Origin of the sequence: Gynuella sunshinyii YC6258 (assembly GCF_000940805.1) — a bacterium.
Classification (GTDB): domain Bacteria; phylum Pseudomonadota; class Gammaproteobacteria; order Pseudomonadales; family Natronospirillaceae; genus Gynuella; species Gynuella sunshinyii.
In genome coordinates, this window is sequence record NZ_CP007142.1 from 679,105 (window position 1) to 702,922 (window position 23,818).

22 protein-coding genes are annotated in these 23,818 nt (G+C 51.1%); 16 read left to right on the forward strand and 6 right to left on the reverse strand.

Annotated elements, in window-relative coordinates:
- Positions 1-25 precede the first annotated feature (25 nt).
- Together YC6258_RS03040 and YC6258_RS03045 are read right to left on the reverse strand one after the other, a co-directional pair.
- On the reverse strand, positions 26-1,159 hold the full coding sequence (locus YC6258_RS03040; RefSeq protein WP_044615742.1) for a tripartite tricarboxylate transporter substrate-binding protein: 1,134 nt from the start codon (positions 1,157-1,159) through the stop codon (positions 26-28).
- Positions 1,160-1,279: 120 nt separating this feature from the next.
- The gene (locus YC6258_RS03045; protein ID WP_044615743.1) at positions 1,280-2,380 is read right to left on the reverse strand and encodes a 4-oxalomesaconate tautomerase; all 1,101 of its coding nucleotides are present in this window, start codon (positions 2,378-2,380) and stop codon (positions 1,280-1,282) included.
- A gap of 500 nt (positions 2,381-2,880) precedes the next feature.
- On the opposite strand from YC6258_RS03045, the gene gcvA reads away from it, so the two are divergent.
- The 5 genes from gcvA to YC6258_RS03070 all read left to right on the forward strand — a co-directional run bounded on the left by gcvA (position 2,881) and on the right by YC6258_RS03070 (position 7,970).
- A complete protein-coding gene (gcvA, locus tag YC6258_RS03050) occupies positions 2,881-3,801 on the forward strand; it encodes a transcriptional regulator GcvA (protein WP_245627005.1) in 921 nt (306 codons plus the stop codon).
- Between the two features lie 197 nt (positions 3,802-3,998).
- A complete protein-coding gene (locus tag YC6258_RS03055) occupies positions 3,999-5,441 on the forward strand; it encodes a methyl-accepting chemotaxis protein (protein WP_044615745.1) in 1,443 nt (480 codons plus the stop codon).
- 6 nt (positions 5,442-5,447) lie between these two features.
- Positions 5,448-5,993 (forward strand): SCO family protein, encoded by a 546-nt coding sequence (locus YC6258_RS03060; RefSeq protein WP_082070535.1) that lies wholly within the window; start codon positions 5,448-5,450, stop codon positions 5,991-5,993.
- Between the two features lie 264 nt (positions 5,994-6,257).
- Positions 6,258-7,025 (forward strand): hypothetical protein, encoded by a 768-nt coding sequence (locus YC6258_RS03065; protein ID WP_044615747.1) that lies wholly within the window; start codon positions 6,258-6,260, stop codon positions 7,023-7,025.
- An 81-nt stretch (positions 7,026-7,106) separates the two neighbouring features.
- Positions 7,107-7,970 (forward strand): LEA/WHy family protein, encoded by an 864-nt coding sequence (locus YC6258_RS03070; RefSeq protein WP_044615748.1) that lies wholly within the window; start codon positions 7,107-7,109, stop codon positions 7,968-7,970.
- Between the two features lie 66 nt (positions 7,971-8,036).
- Here YC6258_RS03070 and YC6258_RS03075 read toward each other — a convergent pair whose 3' ends face one another.
- Positions 8,037-9,098, reverse strand: coding sequence for a tartrate dehydrogenase (locus tag YC6258_RS03075; protein ID WP_044615749.1), 1,062 nt, complete (start codon positions 9,096-9,098; stop codon positions 8,037-8,039).
- 271 nt (positions 9,099-9,369) lie between these two features.
- Complete coding sequence (gene leuA / locus YC6258_RS03080) at positions 9,370-11,073, reverse strand: 2-isopropylmalate synthase (protein ID WP_044615750.1); 1,704 nt, start codon at positions 11,071-11,073, stop codon at positions 9,370-9,372.
- A 425-nt stretch (positions 11,074-11,498) separates the two neighbouring features.
- Here leuA and prlC point away from each other — a divergent pair, with 425 nt between their 5' ends.
- The 7 genes from prlC (at position 11,499) to YC6258_RS03115 (ending at position 18,720) form a co-directional block, all read left to right on the forward strand.
- On the forward strand, positions 11,499-13,514 hold the full coding sequence (prlC, locus tag YC6258_RS03085; RefSeq protein ID WP_044615751.1) for an oligopeptidase A: 2,016 nt from the start codon (positions 11,499-11,501) through the stop codon (positions 13,512-13,514).
- 144 nt (positions 13,515-13,658) lie between these two features.
- Positions 13,659-14,840 (forward strand): glycosyltransferase family 4 protein, encoded by a 1,182-nt coding sequence (locus YC6258_RS03090; protein ID WP_044615752.1) that lies wholly within the window; start codon positions 13,659-13,661, stop codon positions 14,838-14,840.
- A 4-nt stretch (positions 14,841-14,844) separates the two neighbouring features.
- Entirely contained in the window at positions 14,845-15,672 is an 828-nt protein-coding gene (locus YC6258_RS03095) for a hypothetical protein (protein ID WP_044615753.1), read from the forward strand.
- A 4-nt stretch (positions 15,673-15,676) separates the two neighbouring features.
- Positions 15,677-16,066 (forward strand): hypothetical protein, encoded by a 390-nt coding sequence (locus YC6258_RS30490; RefSeq protein ID WP_044615754.1) that lies wholly within the window; start codon positions 15,677-15,679, stop codon positions 16,064-16,066.
- A gap of 11 nt (positions 16,067-16,077) precedes the next feature.
- Positions 16,078-17,250: a glycosyltransferase family 4 protein gene (locus YC6258_RS03105; protein WP_082070536.1), complete on the forward strand. Its 1,173-nt coding sequence runs from the start codon at positions 16,078-16,080 to the stop codon at positions 17,248-17,250.
- Positions 17,251-17,263: 13 nt separating this feature from the next.
- Positions 17,264-17,863 carry a hypothetical protein gene (locus YC6258_RS03110; RefSeq protein ID WP_144407542.1) on the forward strand — a complete coding sequence of 200 codons (600 nt, stop codon included), beginning with the start codon at positions 17,264-17,266 and terminating at the stop codon, positions 17,861-17,863.
- Positions 17,860-18,720, forward strand: coding sequence for a hypothetical protein (locus tag YC6258_RS03115; RefSeq protein ID WP_044615756.1), 861 nt, complete (start codon positions 17,860-17,862; stop codon positions 18,718-18,720). The genes YC6258_RS03110 and YC6258_RS03115 overlap by 4 nt, the downstream gene beginning before the upstream one ends.
- On the opposite strand, the gene YC6258_RS03120 is transcribed toward YC6258_RS03115, so the two are convergent.
- Complete coding sequence (locus tag YC6258_RS03120; protein ID WP_044619682.1) at positions 18,717-19,376, reverse strand: pseudouridine synthase; 660 nt, start codon at positions 19,374-19,376, stop codon at positions 18,717-18,719. The genes YC6258_RS03115 and YC6258_RS03120 overlap by 4 nt on opposite strands.
- A 114-nt stretch (positions 19,377-19,490) precedes the next feature.
- Between YC6258_RS03120 and YC6258_RS03125 the strand changes: the two genes are divergently transcribed.
- From YC6258_RS03125 to YC6258_RS03140, 4 genes are all read left to right on the forward strand, one after another.
- Positions 19,491-21,131 (forward strand): methyl-accepting chemotaxis protein, encoded by a 1,641-nt coding sequence (locus YC6258_RS03125; protein WP_044615757.1) that lies wholly within the window; start codon positions 19,491-19,493, stop codon positions 21,129-21,131.
- Positions 21,132-21,227: 96 nt separating this feature from the next.
- Positions 21,228-21,473: a YheV family putative zinc ribbon protein gene (locus tag YC6258_RS03130; RefSeq protein ID WP_044615758.1), complete on the forward strand. Its 246-nt coding sequence runs from the start codon at positions 21,228-21,230 to the stop codon at positions 21,471-21,473.
- A gap of 44 nt (positions 21,474-21,517) precedes the next feature.
- Entirely contained in the window at positions 21,518-22,015 is a 498-nt protein-coding gene (purE, locus tag YC6258_RS03135) for a 5-(carboxyamino)imidazole ribonucleotide mutase (protein WP_044619683.1), read from the forward strand.
- A gap of 10 nt (positions 22,016-22,025) precedes the next feature.
- Positions 22,026-23,117 carry a 5-(carboxyamino)imidazole ribonucleotide synthase gene (locus YC6258_RS03140; RefSeq protein WP_044615759.1) on the forward strand — a complete coding sequence of 364 codons (1,092 nt, stop codon included), beginning with the start codon at positions 22,026-22,028 and terminating at the stop codon, positions 23,115-23,117.
- A gap of 48 nt (positions 23,118-23,165) precedes the next feature.
- Here the strand turns inward: YC6258_RS03140 and YC6258_RS03145 are convergent, their stop codons facing one another.
- Positions 23,166-23,804 carry a hypothetical protein gene (locus tag YC6258_RS03145; RefSeq protein ID WP_052830024.1) on the reverse strand — a complete coding sequence of 213 codons (639 nt, stop codon included), beginning with the start codon at positions 23,802-23,804 and terminating at the stop codon, positions 23,166-23,168.
- Positions 23,805-23,818 lie beyond the last annotated feature (14 nt).

The following is a 23,818-nucleotide window of genomic DNA, read 5'->3' on the forward strand; positions in this document are numbered from 1 at the left end:
CAGTCCGCTGGGGTGGCTGTCGGAATCAGTTGGAGCTGAGTTTGAGACCGGCGCTGTATTCGCTATTGAGCCAGTTGATGACCCAGGTCCTGGCGGCTTTGTCGATCTTCAGCGCTTCGGCGAACATCATCTGGGCGTCGCTGCCGACGGCCTGTTCGTAGTTGCCGAGCACGTCTTCGGATTCGCTTGCGAACTCCGGTTTGGCGATCACGTTTGCCACTGCTTCGCTATAGGCTTTCACCACGTCGTCAGGCGTGCCCTTGGGCAGGAACAGGCCTTTCTGCGCCGCATAGCCGGCAATGAAGAAGGTTTTCCAGGCGCGGAACGCATCGCTGTCCGGTAACTGTCCGTGCACCATCTCGTAGGCTTCGACGAAATCCGGCAGGTTCGGGAAGTTCGGATCGCGCTTGATTTTGCCGTCTTTGCCCAGCACGCCGTAGCTGAACAGTGGAATCGCCTTGCCTTCGTCAATCAGTGGCTGAACCTTCTTGATGAAAGCCGAGGTTGTCTGGGCATCGATATTGACCTCGCCACGCTCAAATGCCAGTCGGCCTTCGCCACGGCCTTTCATGCCGAAAACGGCTTTTACGTCCATGTCCAGCAAGTCGAGCGCAAGCAGCGTCACCAGGTCCATACTGGTGGCGCCCTGGCTGGCGAACTTCAGGTCTTTACCCTTGAGTTTGGCGATATCGGCGACTGAGTCGATACCCAGGTCCGCGCTGACGTAGACGACGCCGCCGGTGGGTGACGCCAGCACTGCAGCCCAGTCTTTGTAGTCATAGCGCACACGGCTGTCGCCGAGGATGTAGGGGAACATTGTTGAAGCGGAGGAGGCGAGGACGTCTTGGCCATCCGGTTTTGCCCGCAGCTGGAACTGGTTGGCGCCGCTGGTGGAGCCGCCGCCGGGAATGTTCCTGACCACCATGACCGGGCTGCCCGGCAGCTGCTCTGCAACCTTCGGAGCGTAGAAACGGCCCCAGGTATCGGAGCCGCCACCTTCCTTGAAGGGCATGACCATCTCAATACGGTCACCGGCAAAATCTGCAGCCAGCGCTGCGGGAGCCAGGGTGACAGCCCCGGCACCAACGGTAACGGCGGTTATTGAATTGCGGAGTGAACGGGTAACGCTGGAAATAAAAGTCGTTTTAGAGTTATTCATCGTTCTCATCTCTTATTGTTTATTGTTATGGCCGGAACGGATAAGAGGTTGGGCGTCCGGCGTGGTTTTAAGGTATCCCCTGAAGCTGTCAATCGGATACCCGAGTGTGAAATTTTGGGCTCAGGAGGCCTTGGAATGGTTGCCGGCCCAGATGGAACTGGGTACATAGAGCTCGCCGCAAAATAGCTTGCGAGCGGTGCGGACGACGCCGGCGCGGCGGATCTCGATACCTTGGGCTGTGGGGGCAGCATCAAGCATTATTTCGATCTGACCGCTGGGATGTTCGAGCTGCACCAGACCATTGGGACCCACCTGTCTGGCCAGGGGTGCCGACACTGATCCTGGCAGCAGAACCGAGGTGCTGACACAGATGGCACCAGTGACCGCATGGCTGGCATGGCAATTATCCGGGACGAAATAGCGCGACGTCAGGGTACCGCCATTACGAGGAGCGCTCACCAGAGCGACCTTCGGCACCACCTTGCCGCTGGCATCGCCGAGGCCCATCTTCCAGGATGCCGCCAGGCGGATTTTCTCGATATGCGCCAGCAGTTCGGCGTCACCGTCGAGCTCGATTTTGGATTCTGCACCGGTTTTACCAAGTGAGTGGGCGGCGATGAGCACCATTGGTACCGCTGCATCGATGCAGGTCACCGGCACGCCTTCGATGAGGTCCAGGACATTGCCGGTAGGCAGCAGGCTGCCGGTCTTGCTACCGGCCACGTCGAGGAAGTTCAGCAGCACTGGCGCTGCAGTACCCTCGACGCCATCGATGCGGGTATCTCCCTCATATTCGACCTGACCATTGGGGGTTTTTACGCGGACCTCGATCAGCTTGTCTGTGTTGACATTGCGCACCCTCACGACTGTTTCGTCGTCGACTGGCTTCACCAGGCCTGCATCAATGGCGAAAGGGCCGACGCCGGCGAGGATGTTGCCGCAGGACGGGGCGATATCGACGTACAGCTTGTCGATGCTTACCTGGGCAAACAGATAGTCGACATCGGCTTCCGGATGGCTGGAACGGGACAAAATCGCGGCTTTGCTGGTGAGCGAAGTGCCGCCACCGATACCGTCGATTTGCTGACGGTTGGGTGAGCCCATCGCGGCCAGTAGTACCTGCTCCTGGGTGGCCCAGTCGGCCGGCAGGTCGGTGGCGAGGAAGTATGGGCCGCGGGAGGTTCCGCCTCTCATCATGGTGCAGGGAATGGCTGTCTGCATGGTTCTGGTCTCAGTTGAGCGGTTTATTATGGTTTAAAATTTCTAGCTCTAGAGCGTTGTTGGCTTTGTCCATAAGCCCTGCTGATGATCAAGATACGACACGCACAAAATATGAACAAACCATATATATTTTCAGTTAGGTATAGAAAAACTAAACAAAAACATGATTGCGATTTTTTCGGTGTCTGAACTGCGACGAGTGCTAGCCTCCGATATTGCTCAAATCAATGGGCTGGAAGGTTTTGATTTTTCGTGTGGAATAAAAAATAAACCATATAAAACAATGGATTATGATGTTGAGTGATTGTTGTTTTAGTTGCCTTACGAGACGGCCACGTTTCGCTGGCTGCTGACATCCAATCACTATTAGGACTAGAATTGCTAAATCAAATTATTGAAACTCGATAGCATGCTAAAAGATGCGGTTGGGTTTTAAACAAACAGACGTTGCACTAGTACGTTTTATATTTTCTACATCAAAAGGGTTTCCGATGAGACGAATGCCGCCACTTAAGGCTCTGCGCACCTTCGAGGCCGCCGGGCGTCTTGAGAGCCTGAAGAAGGCTGCAGATGAACTGCATGTCACCACCGGTGCTGTCAGCCAGCAGATCAAGCTGCTGGAGGAATTCATCGGTGTCGACTTGTTCAAGCGTCAGAACAAGTCAGTCCGGCTGACCGAAGCCGGACGCGAGGTGCTGCCGCTCGTCGAGGAGGCTTTCGAACTACTCAACCAGGCTGTGATCAAGGCGCAGGAGTTCGGTAACCAGAAACTGATCACGGTGAGCGTCGCACCCTCATTTGGTGCCAAGTGGTTGTTGCCCAAACTCGAACTGTTCCGTCGTGGCCATCCCGATATTGACCTGCGGGTTGATGCATCGACGCGCCTGGTGGACTTTTCCCTCGAGGACGTGGACCTTGCGATCCGTTACGGTCCTCCCAAGGAAAGGGGGTTGCACCTTGAACTGCTCACCGACGAGGAGCTCTTCCCGGTCTGCAGTCCCCGGCTGTTGGAGCGCGGTCACCGTTTTGCACACCCGTCGGACCTGGCCGGCCAGACGCTGCTACATTTCGGAGGGCGTGCCGATGACCGAGATTTTCCAGGCTGGAGTCAGTGGTTGGCATCGGCGGGTGTAGCAGGTCTCGAAGTGGTTAACGGTCCGCGCTTCAGTATGTCGAGCATGGTATTGCAGGCGGCGATGGACGGGCAGGGAATAGCCCTTGGCAGCAGCGTGCTGGCCGCTGACGATTTGCGTGCCGGGCGTCTGGTGCGGTTATTCGAGGTTAGTATTCGAGCCAAACACAACTATTATCTGATTTGTACTCGCAATACCTTCAATCGCCCGGACATTCAGCGCTTCGTGCGCTGGATCAAAGCGGAGATGGGCGGAGACAGTGATGAGAGTCCCGATCATCGAGGATAACTGAAGCCATTAGCCGGTACTTGCAGAAGTGGGGGAGTTCCTACGTTTGTATGACACCGCAGTCGTTCGATTGGATTATTCTGAATCTTAACCGGCCGGGGCGTGGCGCGTAGTTGGCCGGTTAGTGACAAAACCCGTAATTCGTCTACGCTGAGCCAGAGGTAAATTGGAAAACTATTATTACTGCGAGGAAAAAAATGACCGTTGCAGATGATTTAAGTAAGAACAAACTGATAGAGGATAACGTTCAGGCGGATCGTTTGTTCTTGTTCTTGCTTGCAGGTCACTGGTTGATGGCTGCTACCATAATGGCAGCGGAATTCAGTACTTATTGGTTTGGTATGATTTCAGGAGGCGGGCTTTTTCTCGCTTCCTACAGTGCTTACAAACTTGCGCCTGGCAGTACTCAGAGCCAGGTGGTTATCGCTTTCGCGATGATGGGTTTTTCGATGGTGTTTATACAGCAGCATCTGGGACGGATCGAATACCATTTCCACATCTTCGGTGTGCTGGCCATTATGGCTCGATATAAAAGTATCGTGCCGTTACTGGTATCTGCTACTGCCATCGCTGTCCACCATATTATTGTTCACTATCTGCAGGTGCAGGGTGCAACTTTTGCCGGTATGCCGGTCATCATATTCAACTACGGGCATGGTTTTAACATTGTGTTGCTGCATGCTGCGTTTGTAGTGGCACAAGGGGCTGTGATGATATATATCATTCGGGGTAACAGCAGCGAATTTATTCACAACGTTGTCAGTAATGAGTTGTTGTCAAAACAGTCGGCGGAGCGCGAAGCCGTGTTGGTATCACTGACTGACAGCAATCAGGCGCTTAAACATCTAAACCAGAATTTGATCCATTCTGTAGCGGTTATGGCCGACAGTATCCGCGAGCAAAAACATGCCTGCAGCGAAGCCGGTGGTCAGAGCATCCATGCCAAAGACCTTTCCAGTACTACGATAGCAAGTGTTAATTCATCTTCAGAACATATCCTTCAGGATACATCGGTGGCGAATCAGCTGGCGGATCAGATGAATCATCATGCTGAAAGCGCCAGTCAGCTGACCGACAAAACCAAGAGTCTGGAAAGTAACCTGAATAATCTGAAGTCACGTGCTGCGGCGATTGATGACATTGTCAGCATTATTGCCGGAATTGCCGATCAGACCAATCTGTTGGCATTGAATGCATCCATTGAGGCTGCTCGGGCCGGTGATGCCGGGCGGGGATTCGCGGTGGTGGCAGACGAAGTCAGAAACCTGGCTCAGCGTACCCATGAAAGCACTATGGAAATCAGCGATACGGCAGCAGAGATTTCCCGCAGTATTGAAAATATTAATCGGGATATATCAACCTATTCAAACCAGACCCAAACACTGTCAACGGATTTCCATGGTTTGTCGGATGAGATCAAGAAACTTTCCAAAAGTCTGGCGGCTACCCTGGATATCTCCAAAGCGGCGGCCGACGCGATGCGAGCCATTGGTGAAGATACTTCTGCGGCTGAACGTTGTGTGGAAAATATCGCTGCCAATACCGATCAGCAGTCTTCCATGATTGCCACTATTCAGGAAGCGTCAAACCAGGTCAGTGAGGTCATTCACCAGATGCAACGTCATTTGAAAGCCGATTAACTGGCGATGATGGATCAGCGTCTCAAACGTCGTTTGGGTTGGATAATTCTGCCGCCACTGACTTTTTTCTGGCTGTTTATCGCCGGCTGGTTGTCTGGTCTCGGTAATGGCCTGCACCCAAATCGGCCCATTGATCAGGTGGACAGTATTCTTCAGGACAGTGATGAGGCGTTGGTGTATTTCGGATTTGTCAGTTGCAGTACGGTATGTCCGGTAGCGCTGGCCAATATGAGTGCCATGCATCGCAATGCTCGTCATCCGGATCACAGCCGATTGGTATTTATCAGTGTGGAACCTTATGTGCCGGCCGAATCCAGTCGGGCATTTGCGCAATACTTTGATCCGGATTTTCATGCCATTCAACCGGATGAACAACAGCTCGATAATTTGTTGACGGCATTCAAGGCCTCAGCATCCACGTCGGTCCGTAAGCCCGGAGAGGTGGATCATCTGGATGTGATTTACCATCTGAAACGCGATCAGGGGCAGTGGTTGATGGCCGGTATTTATCCGGGAAATACCAGCGTCAATCCCTTGAATCTGAGCCCATAAAACCGTTCAAATCGCTAAAAAGCACTCGTCTACGACTAATTGATGAATCATCCTTTTGAACCAGTATTCACATAATGGTGAACATCTTTGTCATGTATTTATATCTTTGCGCAGAATCAGCTTCGACCGGGCCGGAGCATATTTGCCGATAGCGGGTAGCCCGCTAACCGCTTCTGATCGAAACCGTGTCATGGGTATTTGTTCGTTCTGCTGTTATGCGGCATGATGCGATGTCTCCTCAATGACCGTAAAAGGAAAGTCTGAATGGACAGAGAAAGCTGGCTGTTTTATGTAGTGCTTTTCATTTTCACTGTAACCGCCATAGTCACCCTGTTGGGAATTATCCAAAAACTGTCTATTAAGGAACAATATCTCAACAAGTTGTTTACCACGCTGGTACTGGAGTTGGTGACCGCCGTTATCTATATGTTCAGTCAGACGGATTTTTTCAGTAACAATCACAGACCGGACATGATTGTGCTGGCCAGAACCGAGCTTGAGGATATCTATGCGGATCGTTCAGCTCAGGACATTGTTGCGACTTTGAAAGAGTTGCCGGAAATACAGCACAAGCTGCAGCAAGCGGAACAGGAAGTCACCCAGCTCACTCAAGAATTGCAGCTGCAGCAACCCGGCTATGATGAAGTGACGCTCGCTCTGGCCGATACCCGGGAACAGTTATCGCAATTACAGTTACAGCTGGCGGATACTTTGCCTTATAAAAGCAAATATCTGGCATTACAGAAGCAGTTTCTGGTCAGAATGGCACATTTGAATGCGCTGATCTCCGAGTGGGGAACTTCAATCAATCTCCGTTACCGGCCAGAGGAGAAAAAAGAGGTGGCCTTATTGCTCCAGGAAGCACTCAAGGAAATTGGTTTCATGGACGCCAATATGTTGCCCGATGATGATCCGGTCAGAAGCTATGAATTATTGGTGGCTTATCAAAAGAAAAAGCGCTTTTCAGAACTGGGGTACCTCACCAGCGAGGTGGTCGCGTTTATCATTCAGGATTATCTGGCGGTTGTCTGAACGAACCATAAATCATAGTTCATACCCGAACCTTCGCGGTGTTAGACTCCCAGTGCTGTTTAACTACCCTAAGGGATCATTATGTCTGCACGTCAATTGCGCCGGTTTTATACACCGTTGTGCCTGCTCATTCTTACTGCACTCACTGCCTGCAGCTCGCTTCAGCAGATTGCCGATGTACAGAAACCCCAAGCTTCCGTCACCAGTGCATCCGTTAAATCACTCTCTCTGGATCAGGCAACCGTACTGGTGGACGTGGTGCTGACCAATCCCAATCCCTTTACCCTGCACACGGTCGGATTTGATATGAATATGGCCATTGATGGTCATCGCCTTGCGGCTGTCAGTCAGCCGGATTCAAAGCTGGCGATTCCGGCCAATGGTCGTAACAAAATGCAGCTGCCGGTGACTCTGAAGTATCAGGATGTCATCGCTGCGGTGGGCAGTATTGCCAACGAGAATGCGCTGAATTATGCCCTGGATGGTACCGTATTTGTCGATGTTCCGGTGCTCGGCAAGCTTGGTCTGCCATTGAAATTTACCGGTTCGCTGCCGGTTCCCCGACTGCCACAGATCAGTCTTAAAGATATCAGTCTCGAATCAATCAGTCTGAGTGGTGCAAAACTCAAGGTCGATCTGGATGTCACCAACCCGAATATCTTTGATGTGAACCTCAAGTCGGTGAACTACGATTTGATGGCCAACGGCAAATCCCTGACGGATGGCGCGCTGAAACAAATTAACCTGCGTCAGGGCCAGACCCAGAATGTGACCATTCCCTTGTCTGTCAGTACCACCAATATGGGGCTGACCCTGTACCGGTTGTTGTCTGGCTCCAACTCGGTGACCATGGGCGTTAAGCTCGGGGCGGATATCGTACCGGGTATCTCTGCATGGCAACCCGGTCCGCTAAAGTATGAAGCACAAAGGACATTGAGCCGCTGACGGATTAGACGATCCAAGATCATTTTGTCCGCGGAAGATTCTGATCTTTCGCGGGTATTCCCAGGCTCAACCGATTTCTGCAATCACCGCGTTACCCAGCGCCTCAGTGCCGGCGTTGCCGCCCATGTCCCGGGTCAGGGTCTGCGCTGTTCGCAGTACGTTTTCTATTGCTCGCAGCAAGACATCGTGAACGTCCGGGTAACCCAGATGTTGCATCATCATGGCACCAGCCCAGATAGTACCCAAGGGATTGGCAATGCCCTGTCCGGCAATATCCGGAGCTGAACCATGAACCGGCTCGAACATGGATGGAAACTGTTTTTCAGGATTGATGTTGGCCGATGGTGCGATGGCAATCGTGCCGGTGCAGGCCGGACCCAGATCAGACAGAATGTCCCCAAACAGATTTGATCCGACGACCACGTCAAAATGCTCAGGCATGCGCACGAAATGAGCGGTCAGAATATCTATGTGATACTGATCCACGCGAACATCGGGATAGGCTTTTCCCATTTCCTGCACGCGTTTATCCCAGAATGGCATGGAATGATAAATGCCATTGGACTTGGTGGCGGATGTCAGGTGTTTTGCTGTACGGCTCTGTGCCATCTTAAAGGCATAATCGATGATTCGATCCGTGCCTCTGCGGGTAAAAATACTCTGCTGAACCACGACTTCATGTTCGGTGCCCTCATACTGAATGCCCCCGATTGACGAATATTCACCTTCCACATTTTCACGTACCACCAGGAAATCAATATCGCCAGGTTGCTTGCTTGCCAGTGGGCAGGGCACCCCTTCAAACAGGCGTACCGGGCGCAGATTGACGTACTGATCAAACGCCCGGCGGATGGGTAACAGCAGTCCCCATAAGGAAATGTGATCGGGTACTCCCGGATAACCGACTGCTCCAAGATAGATAGCATCAAACCCGCTGAGTTGCTCGATACCATCTTCCGGCATCATGCGTCCGGTTCGATGATAGGTCTCACAGGACCAGTCGAAATGGACCCAGTCAAAGTCGATTCCAAACTGTCTGCCCGCTGCTTCCAGTGCTTTGATACCCACGGGTATCACTTCCTTGCCAATACCGTCTCCTGGAATAACTGCAATCTTCAACCGAGGCATATACCCCTCCCGTCTGCGTTACCGTGTGGTTTTCGCGGCGAAGTCTAGCCAAGACCTTGAACATACACAATTCGCGGGATCGTTTGTTGGCATGGTGTGGTTAACGGAGAAGATGTGCATGAAGCCGGAGTAAACAGGTTAAAAGAGTCGGGTGCCAGGGGCGTTGGCGTTTTCGCAGATCTCAAACCGGCTAAACGGTAATCAGGCGAAAAAAGGTTGAACAAAAAGTGGCTCTCTTCAGACGAGAACCACTTTTGTCATGAGCGTGATATCAGGCGCTTTGCCCTTCGCTGATTGGCGTAACCCAGCCGGCTTTCACCGCATTATTCACTGCATGTAACAATGCAATGAGTGATGCCATAACGATGTCGGGGTTTTCGCCCACACCGAAACAGACATTGCCGTTTACCCGGATCTGCATATAAGTCACCGCCATAGTGTCTTCACCTTCACCGATGGCATGTTCGTTATAATCGACCAGTTCGAACTCGATACCCATCTGTTTGCGCACTGCGCTGGCAAAGGCGGAAATAGGACCATTACCGGTACCGGTCAGTACCCGTTTCTGACCTTCACCATCAATAACGGCTTTGATCTGATCAGTCTGTTTATCCACATCCCGCTGAATGTTGTATTCCTTGAGAGAGAATGGAGCATCCACCTCAACATAGGAGCTGCGGAAATTTTCCCAGATGGTCTGTGGGCTGACCTCTTTCTGGGTCTGTTCGGATACCCGTTGAATCACCTGACTGAAGTGAATCTGCAAGGGTCTTGGCAGACGATAGCCATGATCTTTTTCCATCACATAGGTGACGCCGCCCTTACCGGACTGACTGTTGATCCGGATGACTTCTTCGTATTTACGGCCGAGGTCGGATGGATCGATTGGCAGGTAGGCCACATTCCAATGGGATTCATGCTGCTGATCTGAAAGACACTTGCGGATGGCATCCTGATGGCTGCCGCTGAAAGCGGTAAAGACCAGTTCACCAGCGTAAGGATGACGAGGATGTACTTCCAACTGATTGCAGTATTTATAGGTCTGGATGATGTCATCCATGTTTGAACAATCGATACCGGAATCAATCCCCTGAGAGTAGAGGTTCATGGCCATGGTGACGATGTCGAGGTTGCCGGTCCGCTCACCATTGCCGAACAAAGTACCTTCCACCCTGTCAGCACCGGCCAACAAGCCAAGTTCGGAGGCAGCCACGCCGGTGCCACGGTCATTGTGAGTATGCACCGACACGATGACGGCCTCACGATGATGCAGATGGCGGCACATCCATTCAATCTGGTCGGCGAAGACATTCGGAGTACTGACTTCTACAGTGGCCGGTAAATTGATGATGCAGGGCTTTTCGGGGGTGGGTTGCCAGACTTCAATGACGGCATTACAGACATCGGCGGCAAAGTCCATCTCGGTACCGGTAAAACTCTCCGGAGAATACTGAAACCGCCAGTCGGTATCCGGATGTTTGGCAGCGTATTCCTTCACCCATTTGGCGCCCTGGACGGCAATATCGGTAATGCCCTGGCGATCCAGACGGAAGACCTTCTCGCGCTGAGTGGTGGAGGTTGAATTATAAACATGAACGATGGCTTTTTTGGCGCCTTTGAGCGCTTCGAAGGTTTTGCTGATCAAATGCTCACGGGCCTGAACCAGTACCTGAATGGTGACATCTTCCGGCACCAGCCCGTCATCAATGATTTTCCGGACAAAGTCGTAATCGGGCTGAGAGGCTGAAGGGAAACCCACTTCTATTTCCTTGAACCCCATACTCACGAGCAAATTCCACATGCGGGTTTTCTGCTCGACGGTCATGGGTTCCACCAATGCCTGATTGCCGTCACGCAAGTCAACGGAACACCAGATCGGGGCTTTGGTAATCGTATTGTTGGGCCAGGTGCGGTCGGTCAGATTCAATGTCTGGAATGGTCGGTATTTGCGAAAGTTGTAGCCTGTGTTGGTCATGGTAGCTCCGAAACTCTAAATAAAATGATGTTGAAACGATAACGTCGTGTGGCTTGAATGAGGAAGGCTGTCTGACACCACATTCCAGGTCAGACAACCGCGCATCAGTCGCAGTCGTAACAGAATGAGTTTTTGGAGCTTGAGAATAAGGGGATTTGATTTCACTTCGTTTTCAACCGTCTGCTTTGATTTTTGAACATTGGTGTTGGAGTTGTGAGGCAAAACACCGATTGCCAGGTCGTTTTATAGACCTAGTAGCAGGGGCAGTCGTAGTAGTGATAAAGAAGTGAATGTGTTCATGGCTGGAAGAGTAGTTTCTTGATTCCATGGCGTCAACCTGTTATTTGAAGGAATTATCATTTTTATTTTCGGGCCGTTGAACCCCGGCACCATTTATTTTTCCATCTTACAAAAAGGAAACGATCATGAGTAATCCGCTTCTGGAATCCCACCGTCTGCCGCCTTTCAGTCGTATCCGCGCTGAGCATGTGGTGCCGGCGATCGGTCAGTTGATCGAACAGAACCGAGCTGAAATCAATGAATTGGTCAACAGTCCGGAAACGCCCGATTGGGAAACGTTCCTGAATCCGATTCAGCAACTGACCGACAGACTGGAGCAGGCCTGGTCTCCGATAGGTCATTTGGCGTATGTGAAAGATTCCGAAGAACTCCGTGAAGCCTATAAACAGGCCCTGGAGATGATGTCTGCCTACAGTACTGAGTTCTATCAGAACGAAGGGTTGTGCCGAAAATATCAGCAGATTGATTTGGACAAACTCGACCGGCCGGCCCGTAAAGCGGTGGAAAATGCATTACTGGATTTCAAACTCTCCGGTATCAGTCTGCCACAGGAGCAGCGGAGCCGGTATGCCGAAATCGCTCAGCGTCTGTCCAAACTCGGCAGTCAATTCCAGGAAAATGTACTGGATGCCACGCAGGGATGGAGCAAACACATCATTGATCAGAAAGATCTCGCCGGGCTGCCCGAATCAGCGTTGGCGACTCTGGCACAGAATGCCAAAAATAAAGGTAAGGATGGTTGGCTGATCACCTTGGAGTTTCCATCCTATCTGCCGGTCATGACCTATGCAGATAATCGCAGCCTGCGCCGTGAAGTGGCCACCGCGTTTTCAACCCGTGCATCTGACCAGGGGCCGAATGCCGGTCAGTGGAACAATGCTGCAGTGATGGCTGAGATTCTTGATCTGCGTACCGAAGAAGCCGATTTGCTGGGATATGGCAACTATTCAGAATTGTCGCTGGCCAAGAAAATGGCCAAGTCACCCAAGCAGGTGCTGGATTTCCTCAATGAGCTGGCTGACAAATCCTATCCCCAGGCTGGAGAGGAGTTTGCCGAGCTGACTGCGTATGCCCGTCAGAATCTGGGCGTCAGTAAGCTGGATCCCTGGGATGTTGCCTATGCATCTGAGAAACTCAAGCAACACAGCTATAGTATTTCCCAGGAAGAACTGAAGCCGTATTTTCCGGTAAACAGGGTTATTGACGGTCTGTTTCAAACGGCGCAACGATTATTCGCGGTAGAATTTCGCGAGCAGCAGGATTTCGATACCTATCATCCGGATGTGAAGCTGTTTGAAATCACCAGTCAGGGTGAACATATTGCCAGCTTTTATCTGGATCTTTATGCCCGTGAGGGCAAGCGCGGCGGCGCCTGGATGGACGTGTGCCGTTCCCGTATACCTGGCCAGCTGCCAGTGGCGTATCTGACCTGTAACTTTACCGCCCCGGTGGGTGACAAGCCGGCGCTGTTGACACATATGGAAGTGACCACGCTGTTTCACGAGTTTGGTCACGGGATCCATCATATGCTGACCCAAGTGGAGGTTTCGGCGGTGGGAGGTATCAATGGTGTTGCCTGGGATGCGGTTGAACTTCCCAGTCAGTTTATGGAGAACTTCTGCTATGAACCCGAGGCTCTGGCATTTATCTCCGGTCATTTTGAAACCGGAGAGCCATTGCCGAAGGACCTGCTCGATAAAATGCTGGCTGCCAAGAACTTCCAGTCCGCCATGCAAACAGTCCGTCAGCTTGAGTTTGCATTGTTCGATTTTGAACTCCATACCCAGTATCGACATGGTCATCCGGAATGGATACGCACGGTGATCGACTCAGTTCGTGACCGGGTCTGCGTGGTGCCTGTTTTGCCGGAAAATCGGTTCGAAAACAGTTTCAGCCATATTTTCGGGGGAGGTTATGCTGCCGGCTATTACAGTTATAAATGGGCGGAAGTGCTTAGTGCCGATGCCTTTTCGCGGTTTGAGGAAGAAGGGGTGTTTAATGCTGAAACCGGCCTCAGCTTCCGGCGTGAAATCCTGGAAAAAGGTGGCAGTGAGGATGCCATGACGTTGTTCAAGAATTTCCGTGGCCGTGAGCCTTCAGTGGATGCGCTGTTGCGTCATTCCGGTATTAAAGCCGCCTGAGTCATCTCCAGTATCCGGGTCATTGTTGAAAATCCATGACCTGGATACCCCTGCCACAGACAGTAATGTCTGCTACTATTCCTTCCCGGCCGGCAGCCCGCTGCCACAATCATTGTTCTGTGGACCTAACTATCTGTTGTAATCATGACCATCACACTGAAGGCTCATCCGTCTCTGTATTCTGCATTTGATGTCTACCCGTCCGCCAAAGGGGCTGCCACCCATATCCATCAGGCTGCGGGCACTCTGTTTGATCGTGCTGGTGGTGGACTGCTTTATACCCTTGGCAATGAAGAATTGCCCCGCTATCAGCGCGAACCCGGCAATATCGAAATTTTGCGCTTTGGCGGGTTGGTGGAAAACTACCTGCACCGGGCACTGTCCTTCAGTGCTGAATTATCGAAGATTTTGAACAATGGATTGAAGGATAGTCTGAAAATAGCCCAGTTCCGTGACCCCTGGAGCGGAGTGCCGGTGTTACGTCATGGCGAGGGGCGCTTTGCAACCATTTATGAAGTCAACGGTTTGCCTTCAATTGAGCTGCCGGCAGCATTTCCCAATGTTTCTGCAGCAACCCTGCACAAGCTTCGGAAAATGGAAGATGAGTGTCTGGACCAGGCCACCCGGATAGTGGTGCCGTCAACGATTATTCGTACTCACTTAATTCGCCGGGGGGTGTCGGGAACGCGTATTGAAGTGATTGCCAATGGCACCCGTATTACGCCGTTACAACCCCGCCCGGCAGAGGCACCGGCACGGTATGTTTTATATTTTGGTGCCGTGCAGGACTGGCAGGGACTGGATGTACTGTTGCAGGCCTGGCGTCAGCTGCAGGATTTGCCGAATTTACAGCTGGTCATCTGTAGCTCGGTCAAGTCCAGGCGTGCCAAGGCTTATCAGAAACTGGTGCAGCGACTGGGGCTGGAAAATCACGTGCAATGGCATTTTCAGTTATCCAAAGAACAGCTGGCACCCTGGATCAGCAATGCTTACCTGACGGTTGCGCCGTTGACTGAATGCCCTCGCAATATCGAACAAGGTTGCTGCCCGTTAAAAATTCTCGAATCCATGGGCGCAGGTGTGCCGGTCGTGGCTTCCGATCTGCCGGTGGTACACGAGTTAATCCGGCACCGCGAGAATGGTTATCTGATTGCCCCGGAGCGCCCCTCGGAACTGGCCAGGGCGTTAAGGGTTTTGTTGGAATATCCCGACACCGTTACTCAACTGGGACATGCGGCCAGACAGACGATTGAAAATGGGTTTCTGTGGTCGCAGGCCAATGAACGACTGGGAAGAATACATATGGAGCTGTTAAAGGAGAAGTAATGTTATGACTGGAAAAACGGTCACCAAAGAAGATTTGAAACGGTTTTACCATACGCTGCTGGATCAGCATCACTACAGCGGTGAATACCGCATTGAGGACTGGCTGCGGCGCTTTCGATATCTTCAGGCGCAGGGACGCAAAAGAGCCAAGCTGGCGAAAATGAGCATTTATCTGTTGGTTGCGATTGTGGTGATTGGGGTCGTTGCCGTGATACAGAGCTGGCCAATCATCCCATTGATGGTCGGACTGTTGGTGCTGGATATTGTGTTTCTGATTGCAATGAGTAAACATCAGAAGCTGTTTGACCGGCTCCGCCAAACCCTTCTGCCTTTCCTGGCGGTGCTGCAGCAGGATTCCCATCCGGATCAGCCTTTGTCTATGGAGCTGGATTTGCGAGGATTTGATCAGGTGTCCAAACGAGTTCGCCACACCGCTGCCGGAAAACAATACCCCAAAGTGGAAGAATCTTTGTTTCAGGATCCCTGGTGTCAGGGGCAACTGACCTTGTGTGACAACAGTGTGCTTTCCTGGCAGGTTCAGGAAATCGTGCGTCAGCGCAAAATCCGGAAAAAAAATGCTCGCGGCAAAATCAAATTTAAGACCAAATATAAATGCCGCACGCGCCTGGAGTTCTCTCTCAGTTTTAAACATAACCGCTATCAGCTCAACGATGGTGCTGCCAAATTGCAGGTCAGACAAGGGGAGCGGAGAACGGTGCTGAAAAGTCGTCAAGTCTTACCAATAACCCAGCAACCCGGTATGCCGCTGCCGTTCAGGGAGCTGTTGTTGGGGGTGTCAAACCTATTTAAATGCTTAGAACCACAGGGGTGAAACCATGTCAGCATGTGAGGTAAAAGCAGGTTTTTTTGTATTGCGTCAGTGCGGAGATCCTTCCGAGGGGCTCTGCGAACAATGTGGATGTGCCGTTTGTGGTCTGCACCTGGTTGAGGTTGAAGGTCAGATGCTCTGTACAGACTGCGCTGCCGTGCAGGATGAAGCCGGCGAAGAAGATGAAGCCGGTAATCATATTGCCGAAGGCGATGACAGTGATTCTATGATTTGGGCTTATGGTTATCGTCGTCATTATTACCATTCTTATCATGATCATAATCCGCTGGATAATCAGCAAACGTTTGATAGTGACGATGTAGCGGCATTTTCCTCGGCTGCAGAGATCCGTGACGATGCTCAGGATGATGATGCCCCCAGTCTGTTTGACAGTTAGGGATTGCACATATGTCAGGATCTCTACTCTGGTTAACACAGAATTACCACCCTCAGCAGGGTGGCATGGCGCAAAGTTGCGACCGTATCGTATCGGGCTTGAGAAAACGTGGATGGCGGATTGATCTGGTCCATTTCAGCAGTCGCTGGACGGAGCTGGATGCGCAGAAAAAACTGGCCGGGGTGGACATTCGTTGCCCCCTGGAAACGGACATCAACCATACTCTGAACTGTCTTTGGTGCGCGCTGCCTTATCTGGGTAGTGGCGAATACGATGGCATTGTCGCATTTGGTGGTTATGTCCCCATGCTGGCGGCTCCCGTGTTTGCCGGCTGGTTGCAAAAACCACTGTTTACGTTGATTCGTGGTAATGACTTCGATACGGCGGTTTTCGACGTTAAACGGGTCGGGGTGCTGGAACGGGCCCTGAAGGCATCTGCCAGGGTTGTGGTGGTGTCTCAGGACAAGCTGACTCGCATTGCCGGTCTCTGGCCTGACGTTGCAGTTGATTGGATTGCCAACGGCATTGATCAGGAATCCTGGCAGCCCTTATCTTCTGACCGGGATCAGGCCGTTGCTTTACGGGATCAGTGGCAGGGAAACCGCAATGTCACAGTGTTGGGTATGTTTGGTCATATCAAACGCAAGAAAGGCGGCGGTTATTTTATTGATGCATTATTACGTTCCGGGCGGGCATCTGAAGTGCACTTGCTGATTGTCGGGGATATGGAGCCTGACCTGAATGACAAGTTGAATCAACAAACCCCGCAGCTGAGTTATACCCATATTCCATTTGCGGATCGCTATTCACTGATTCCGTACTATCTCGCTTGTGACTATGTTTGTATTCCCTCCTACTATGATGGCATGCCCAATGTCATGCTGGAGGCCGCCGCGCTGGGTACCCCAATGCTGGCATCCAGGGCTGGAGGCATGGCCGATATGCTGGAGGATGGTCGACACGGTTATTTGTTTGCCCCTGGTCATACTGATGATTGTGCCCGAGCCATCAATTCCGCCTGTAGTACTGGAGAGCGACAGCATCAGTCTTTGTCCGAGGCCTGTCAGTCCCTGGTTGCGGACTGTTTGAATCAGAATATAGAGTTGAATCGTTATGAGCAGTTGCTTGTTGCAGAACTTGGGCAGAGCAAACTTGCAAATCATCTACGGGTAATCAGGGAGTAATGGAATGAGGTTATTGAGCAAATTTTTAGCGCTTTGTCTGCTGATGTGGTCACCCATGGCAATTGCGTGGAGTTGGACGCTGGAAGATGGTCAGGGCAATGTACGCAGTGAATTCACGCTTACCAAGGATCAGGTCAGCATCCGTTGTCAGTGCGAGACCGGTCGTCTCGTTCTGCACTCTGTCAACAAAGGAGACAAACGCCAGTACTTTGATGGCAATGGTCAGCTGGTTGCTGAGATCAAGAGTGATGGCGCTGAAAAGTTCAAACTGCGTATCCCTAATCAGTCAGGCGAGATCAAGGTCAAAGGGGATCTCGAAAAGCTCAAAATTATTGTGAACAACAATGAAGATCGTCCGTTGAAGATCAAACGTAAGGACGAAAAGCTGAAAGTGTACGAAGTGGATGGTTTTGGTCAGGAGCAGTTCCTGGGGCAGGTTCAAATCGAACCTGAACGTAAGGGCATTCGTGTGAAGGATAACGATAAGATTGTGCGTTATCGGACCGATGAGCTGCAGCTCTCCTCCGCTTACGGGGCTTTGCTGGATCAGCGAATCAGTGATGAACTCCGTTATATCCTGGTTGCCGAAATCATGATCCGGCAGGCATTGTGACCTTTATTTATGCCCTTGGCGGTGGCCTCGGGCACTATACCCGCGCCAGGGCATTGATCAATACACTGGATATCCGCGGGCCGGTGACGCTCGCTGTTACGCAACCGACATCCGGTTCATTGGCAGGCTTCGGACCGGAACTGCAGGTTTTGTCGCCTCCTGAAACCATGTCACAGAATCCAACACTCCTGCGTCAGTGGCTGACGCAAAGCCTCGAACAACAAGTTTATCGACAGATTGTAGTCGATGCATTTCCTGCCGGGCTGTTTGGCGAACTCTGTGATTTTCCATTCCCAGAGGGGATCCGGCTGTTACATGTCGCTCGCCTGTTACGCTGGTCGCAATATCAGAAAGTGTTTCAGGGCAAGTTACCAGCCTACCATGTCACATATGTGGTTGAAGCCCTGACAGCAGTCCATCATCAGGCCCTGGCAGAACGTTCAGAGAACATGCTTGAATTGACTTTGCAGGATCCGCTGCCAGGACCGACGATGACGCCTGATCGTCGGGACAATACCGAAACGCCCCTGTGGTTGATTGTTCACAGTGGTCCTGAAGACGAAATAAAGGCGTTGCTGGCACTGGCTGGGAGTATGGCCGAGGAAGAAGGTCTGCAGCCGAAGCAACTGCTGTTGTCACCTGTTCGGCCGTCACAGCTGCCGGTTGATATCGATCATATTCATGCCTGGCCGGCGCATCCGTGGTTTGAACTGGCTGATCGTATTTTTACTGCGTGCGGATTCAACAGTATGCGACAGTTGCTTCCCTATCGCCATAAGCATGTCTTTATGCCGATGGAACGGCGTTTTGATGATCAGTTTTTGCGGGCAGCCCGTGCCCGTCAGGGGTCATCTTAAACCGGCCAGTCAAGCTGCTCCGGATGACGCCAAGGATCATCTTCTGGTAACAGCAGTTCTTTGAATAGATCACCTGTGTCTGGTGGCAGCCAGTTCGCATAGGATTGTTGTTGATAATCAAACTTCAAATAGCAGGCATGCAGGTACATCCGGTCTGCATTATTTCCATCATAACGAGGATCGCCAAGCAGCGGTGCGCCGAGAGATTTGGCAATGACCCGTAGTTGATGTGTTTGTCCGGTTAATGGTTTAAACAACAGTGCCCGATATCCTGGCTTTAATCCACGACTAAAAAAATATGTAACCGCTGGGTTTTTTAGTTCTCTAGTTAACTTGTAGTTTCCGTTGCGTGATTTCTTCAAGTCACCTATAACTTTCCCCTGGGATTTTTTCGGGCGTGCAGTACTGACTCCAAAATAGTATTTTTCCACTTTACGCAGGAAAAACTGTTGCGATAACTCAGCGGCTGCTTCGGTGTTTAGGGCCAGTAATAATAGCCCACTGGTATCTTTATCCAGTCGGTGACAAGGGAATACCTCTTGTCCCAGATGTTGTCGCCACAGGTCGACCACATTGTTAGCCTGATCACCATGAACGGGAAGTCCTGATGGTTTGTCGACAACAATGAAATCAGTGTGAGAGAAGTGTATTTTCATGTTGGCCACATTCGGTTTTTCTTTTTTTTCATTCATTTTCCTGTTACAGGACTGTTGATCATCAGATCTTATCTATACTAATTAGTAGCTAAAGCAGTAGAGAGGGGTCGATCAATGAATTGGTTAAGAACAATTCGTGGAAAATACACACTGATTTTCAGTATTCAAACGATTTTTTTCGTGTTTGTTGCTGTCATGAGTATCAATCTGGTGAGGTATCTTGAGAAAGATATCGTTGCTTTTGGCAGCAATTATGCCCCTGCTCTATCTCTGGTTCTCAATGCTGACCGGGATTTATATCAGGCACTCGTTGCATCAAAAGAGGCTTTTGATTATACCGATGACAAAACCGGCTTTGAACAATCGCGAGCGGATTCCGTCGAAAATGTTCAACAGGCTTATGATCGAATGCAGCAATACTGGCAGATTATGAAGGATATACCGGGCATTGCCGACAAGTTAAATATCAGCAAGTTTGAGCAGCAGTTTCAATCCTGGAAACAGAACAACAATCAGGTTTTTCAGCTGCTCGAACGCAAGGATCTCGAAAGCGCAAAAGCGTTATATTATGGTCAAGGTCAACAAAATTTCTCTGATCTTCGGGAATTTTATAACCTTGCAGGGGAACTGGCCGATCAATTGATTGCGGCTGAACAGGTGGAAGTTCGCGATTATTCACATACATTTAACCAGCTGTTGATCATTCTGGTGGCGATTGTTGTTGTCATCAGTGCCGTGTTGTCCTGGGTAGCCCCCAGTCGGATATCTGCAGGTATTCTGCAGGTTGTTGCTGCCATTCGGGAAATTAATTCCGGTGAAGGGGATTTGACCAAAAAAATTAACAGCACCCGCGAAGATGAGGTTGGCCGGCTGGCAAGAGAGTTTGATGATTTCGTGAGCTCCTTACGTGACATGATTGTTGCCGTACGAACTCAATCTCAAAAAGTTATGGATCAGATGAGCGGACTGATTGAAGTGGTTCATAACTCAAAACATCTTAACGGCGAACAGACTCATTCAATGGACTTGATTGTCACGGCGATCAATGAAATGAGTGCTGCAGTCAGGGAAGTTGCGAATAATGCCAGTGGCACCGCACATGAAATGACAGAAGTAGAAGAGCTGACCAACCATGGTAAATCCACGCTTGGCAAGTCGGTTGATCAGATCAGTTTGCTTTCCACGCAAGTTGGTTCGGCGGCTAAAGTCATGGAGGAGTTGTCTGCCAATTCCGATAATATTGTCAGTGTCCTGGATGTGATTCGTGGTATTGCTGAGCAGACTAATCTGTTGGCCCTGAATGCTGCCATTGAGGCTGCCAGAGCCGGCGAACAGGGTCGTGGTTTTGCGGTGGTCGCTGATGAAGTACGTAATCTGGCCAGCAAGACCCAGCAGTCCACTACCGATATTCAGGAAATGATTACCACTCTTAGAAATGGTGTGCAGAGTGCCGTGGAGAACGTTAAAGCCAGTGAGGGAGCGGCACAGTCGACTGTTGAGCTATCTGCCAATGCGAGTAGCGCCTTGGACTCTATCATTCAGGCCACGATTAAAGTCCGGGATATGTCCGCGCAAACGGCCACTGCCACAGAGGAACAAAGTCATGTGGCCGAAGATATCAATACCAATCTGGTGACGTTGTCTGATTTGACCAAAGAGACCACTCAGTTGTCCAACACGGTGAATGAGTCTGTGGAAGTGATGCAGAAATATTCCCAGCAGCTGATGCAACAGGTTGGTCGTTTTAAAGTCTGATCTTCGCGGCAGGCGGTGGACACCCGCCTGCCTTTATCCTTTTAATATCGATTGCCACTGTTATAATGCGCGCCTTTTCAGGAACGGGTAAAACCGATGGTTAAACGCTTTATTGCCGGGGCTGTCTGCCCAAAATGCGGTGCCAGTGATGCTGTTCGTGCGGAGCGGGACGAACAGCGCCGCGTCATGATGCGAGAGTGCGTTGAATGCGGTTTTACTGATGAACTCTATGACAATCCTCCGGAAGAACTCAGTACCCGGGTATCACCAGCAGCCGATGACGAAAATGAACAGGTCATCAGGATTGTTTCCCTGGATAATTCCTCTCATACCAAACACTAAAACATACAGGCAATCATCGCCTGACACCGATGGCGGAGAATCAAATGACGATAAAGGTTGGCGTGATCATGGGTTCCAAATCAGACTGGTCCACCATGGAACACTGTACTCAAATACTCGAAAAGCTGGGTATCGCCCATGAAGCCAGGGTGGTCTCTGCTCACCGGACTCCGGATCTGTTGTTTGAGTATGCTGAACAGGCCGCAGAGCGGGGGATTGAAGTTATTATTGCCGGTGCAGGAGGGGCTGCGCATTTACCGGGTATGTGCGCAGCCAAGACTCACTTGCCAGTGCTGGGTGTCCCGGTGCAGTCGTCCATGCTCAGTGGTGTGGACTCGTTGCTGTCCATCGTGCAGATGCCGGCTGGTATTCCTACCGGAACACTGGCCATCGGCCGGGCTGGCGCCGTCAATGCTGCATTACTGGCGGCCAGTATTCTCGCCAATAAATATCCCGACATCCGTACAGCTCTGATCGAATATCGCAAGCAACAAACTGAAACCGTTCTGGCTAACCCTGATCCCAGAACCACAGGCAGCTGATGGAGTAGATATGAAAATCGGAGTGGTAGGTGGCGGCCAGCTGGGCCGAATGATGGCATTGGCTGGTACGCCTCTGGCAATGAGATTGACGTTTCTGGACCCGGCAGCAGATGCTTGTGCTGCTCATGTCGGAGACCTCGTGAATGCTGCTTATGATGATCCAGCTGCGATAGACGCGCTGACCGATGCAGTAGATCTGGTGACATTTGAATTCGAAAGTGTACCGCCGGAAACCGTTGAGCGGATTGCGGCGCGGTTGCCAGTGTATCCCAATGCCAAGGCTCTGCGTATTGCCCGTGATCGCTGGTTTGAAAAGTCACTCTTTAAAGACAACGCCATTCCTATCGCACCGGTGTTTCCAGTGGATTGTCAGCAGGACCTGGAAGACGGTGTGCAGCATATTGGTTTGCCGGCAGTGGTAAAGACTCGCACTCTGGGCTATGACGGCAAAGGTCAGAAACGCCTTATGACCGCTGCAGATGTTGCAGGTACGTTTGCAGAACTGGGTTCTGTTCCGCTCATTCTGGAAGGGTTTATTGATTTTGACTATGAAGTCAGTTGCATCGGTGTTCGTGGCCGCGATGGACAGACGGCGTTTTATCCGCTCATTCATAATGAACATCGTCAGGGTGTCTTGTATCGTTCTGTCGTGACAGAAGCGCATCCTCTGCAACAGCAGGCAGAAGACTATGTTCATAAAGCGATGGACGCACTGGGTTATGTTGGGGTGCTGACGTTTGAGTTCTTCGTGAAGGAAGATCAGTTGATCGCTAACGAAATTGCACCGCGGGTGCATAATTCAGGGCACTGGACCATTGAAGGTGCGGAAACCAGTCAATTTGAGAATCACCTGCGGGCCATTGCTGATATGCCGCTCGGCAGCACCCACCGGCTTGGACATGTTGCAATGTATAACATTATCGGTCGGATGCCGGATATGAATGCGGTTCTTTCTCTGCCGGCGGTCAATCTGCACAGCTACGCCAAATCAGAAAAACCGGGCCGGAAGATTGGTCATATCACGGTTCACAGCACTGATCAGAATCGTTTTAATCAGGCGTGTCAGCAAGTGGAGCAGATGCTCGTAAACGAGTTGTCTTAGTCGGCTGGAGCACCGGGATCGTCATCCGAGTTGTGATGCTCCCGGTTGTCAGGCGCGTACTTTTTCAAACAGATCAAGATCCAGTTCCATGGTCAGAGAATCCCAGTGTTTGGGGGTATCCTCCCGGGAGCTGGCAACAAACTGCTGAAATGCCTCACTCTGAAACACCTCTGTTTTTTCGGTAATCTGCCTGACCAGTTCCTCGGCGGTCTGATCAAGGTCGTTGCTATGGGGTTCGCCGATCAGCTCATGTACCAGCAGGTTCGACATAGTCATGTCGAGAGGTATCAGCGGAAACCGGGTTCGTGACATAAAAATATCATTGACTTCCTCGATCAGCCGATGGGTGACGTATGCACCGCTGATCAGTGTATCCAGGCTATGCCGGCCTTGGGTAAACGAAGGTGGCGATACGATAAACGCCTCTGCCACGGTTAAAAACGGTTCGACAAAATTGTAAACGCCAGCCTGACTGGAGACGGCTCTGATCTCTGCGATACAGTCAGGCAGCGCAGCAATATACGATTTTACAAAGTTAACGATTTTGGTAACCGGATCTTCACTCGGCAGGCGTACGCAGTGATGCAACAGATTTAACCGTGCCATCACCATTTTGCGCATATATCCTGCGGTATCTTCCAGCTCTATGGCTTCTTTAATGATAGCCCTTAACTGCGGGACGGACATAAATGAAAAATACT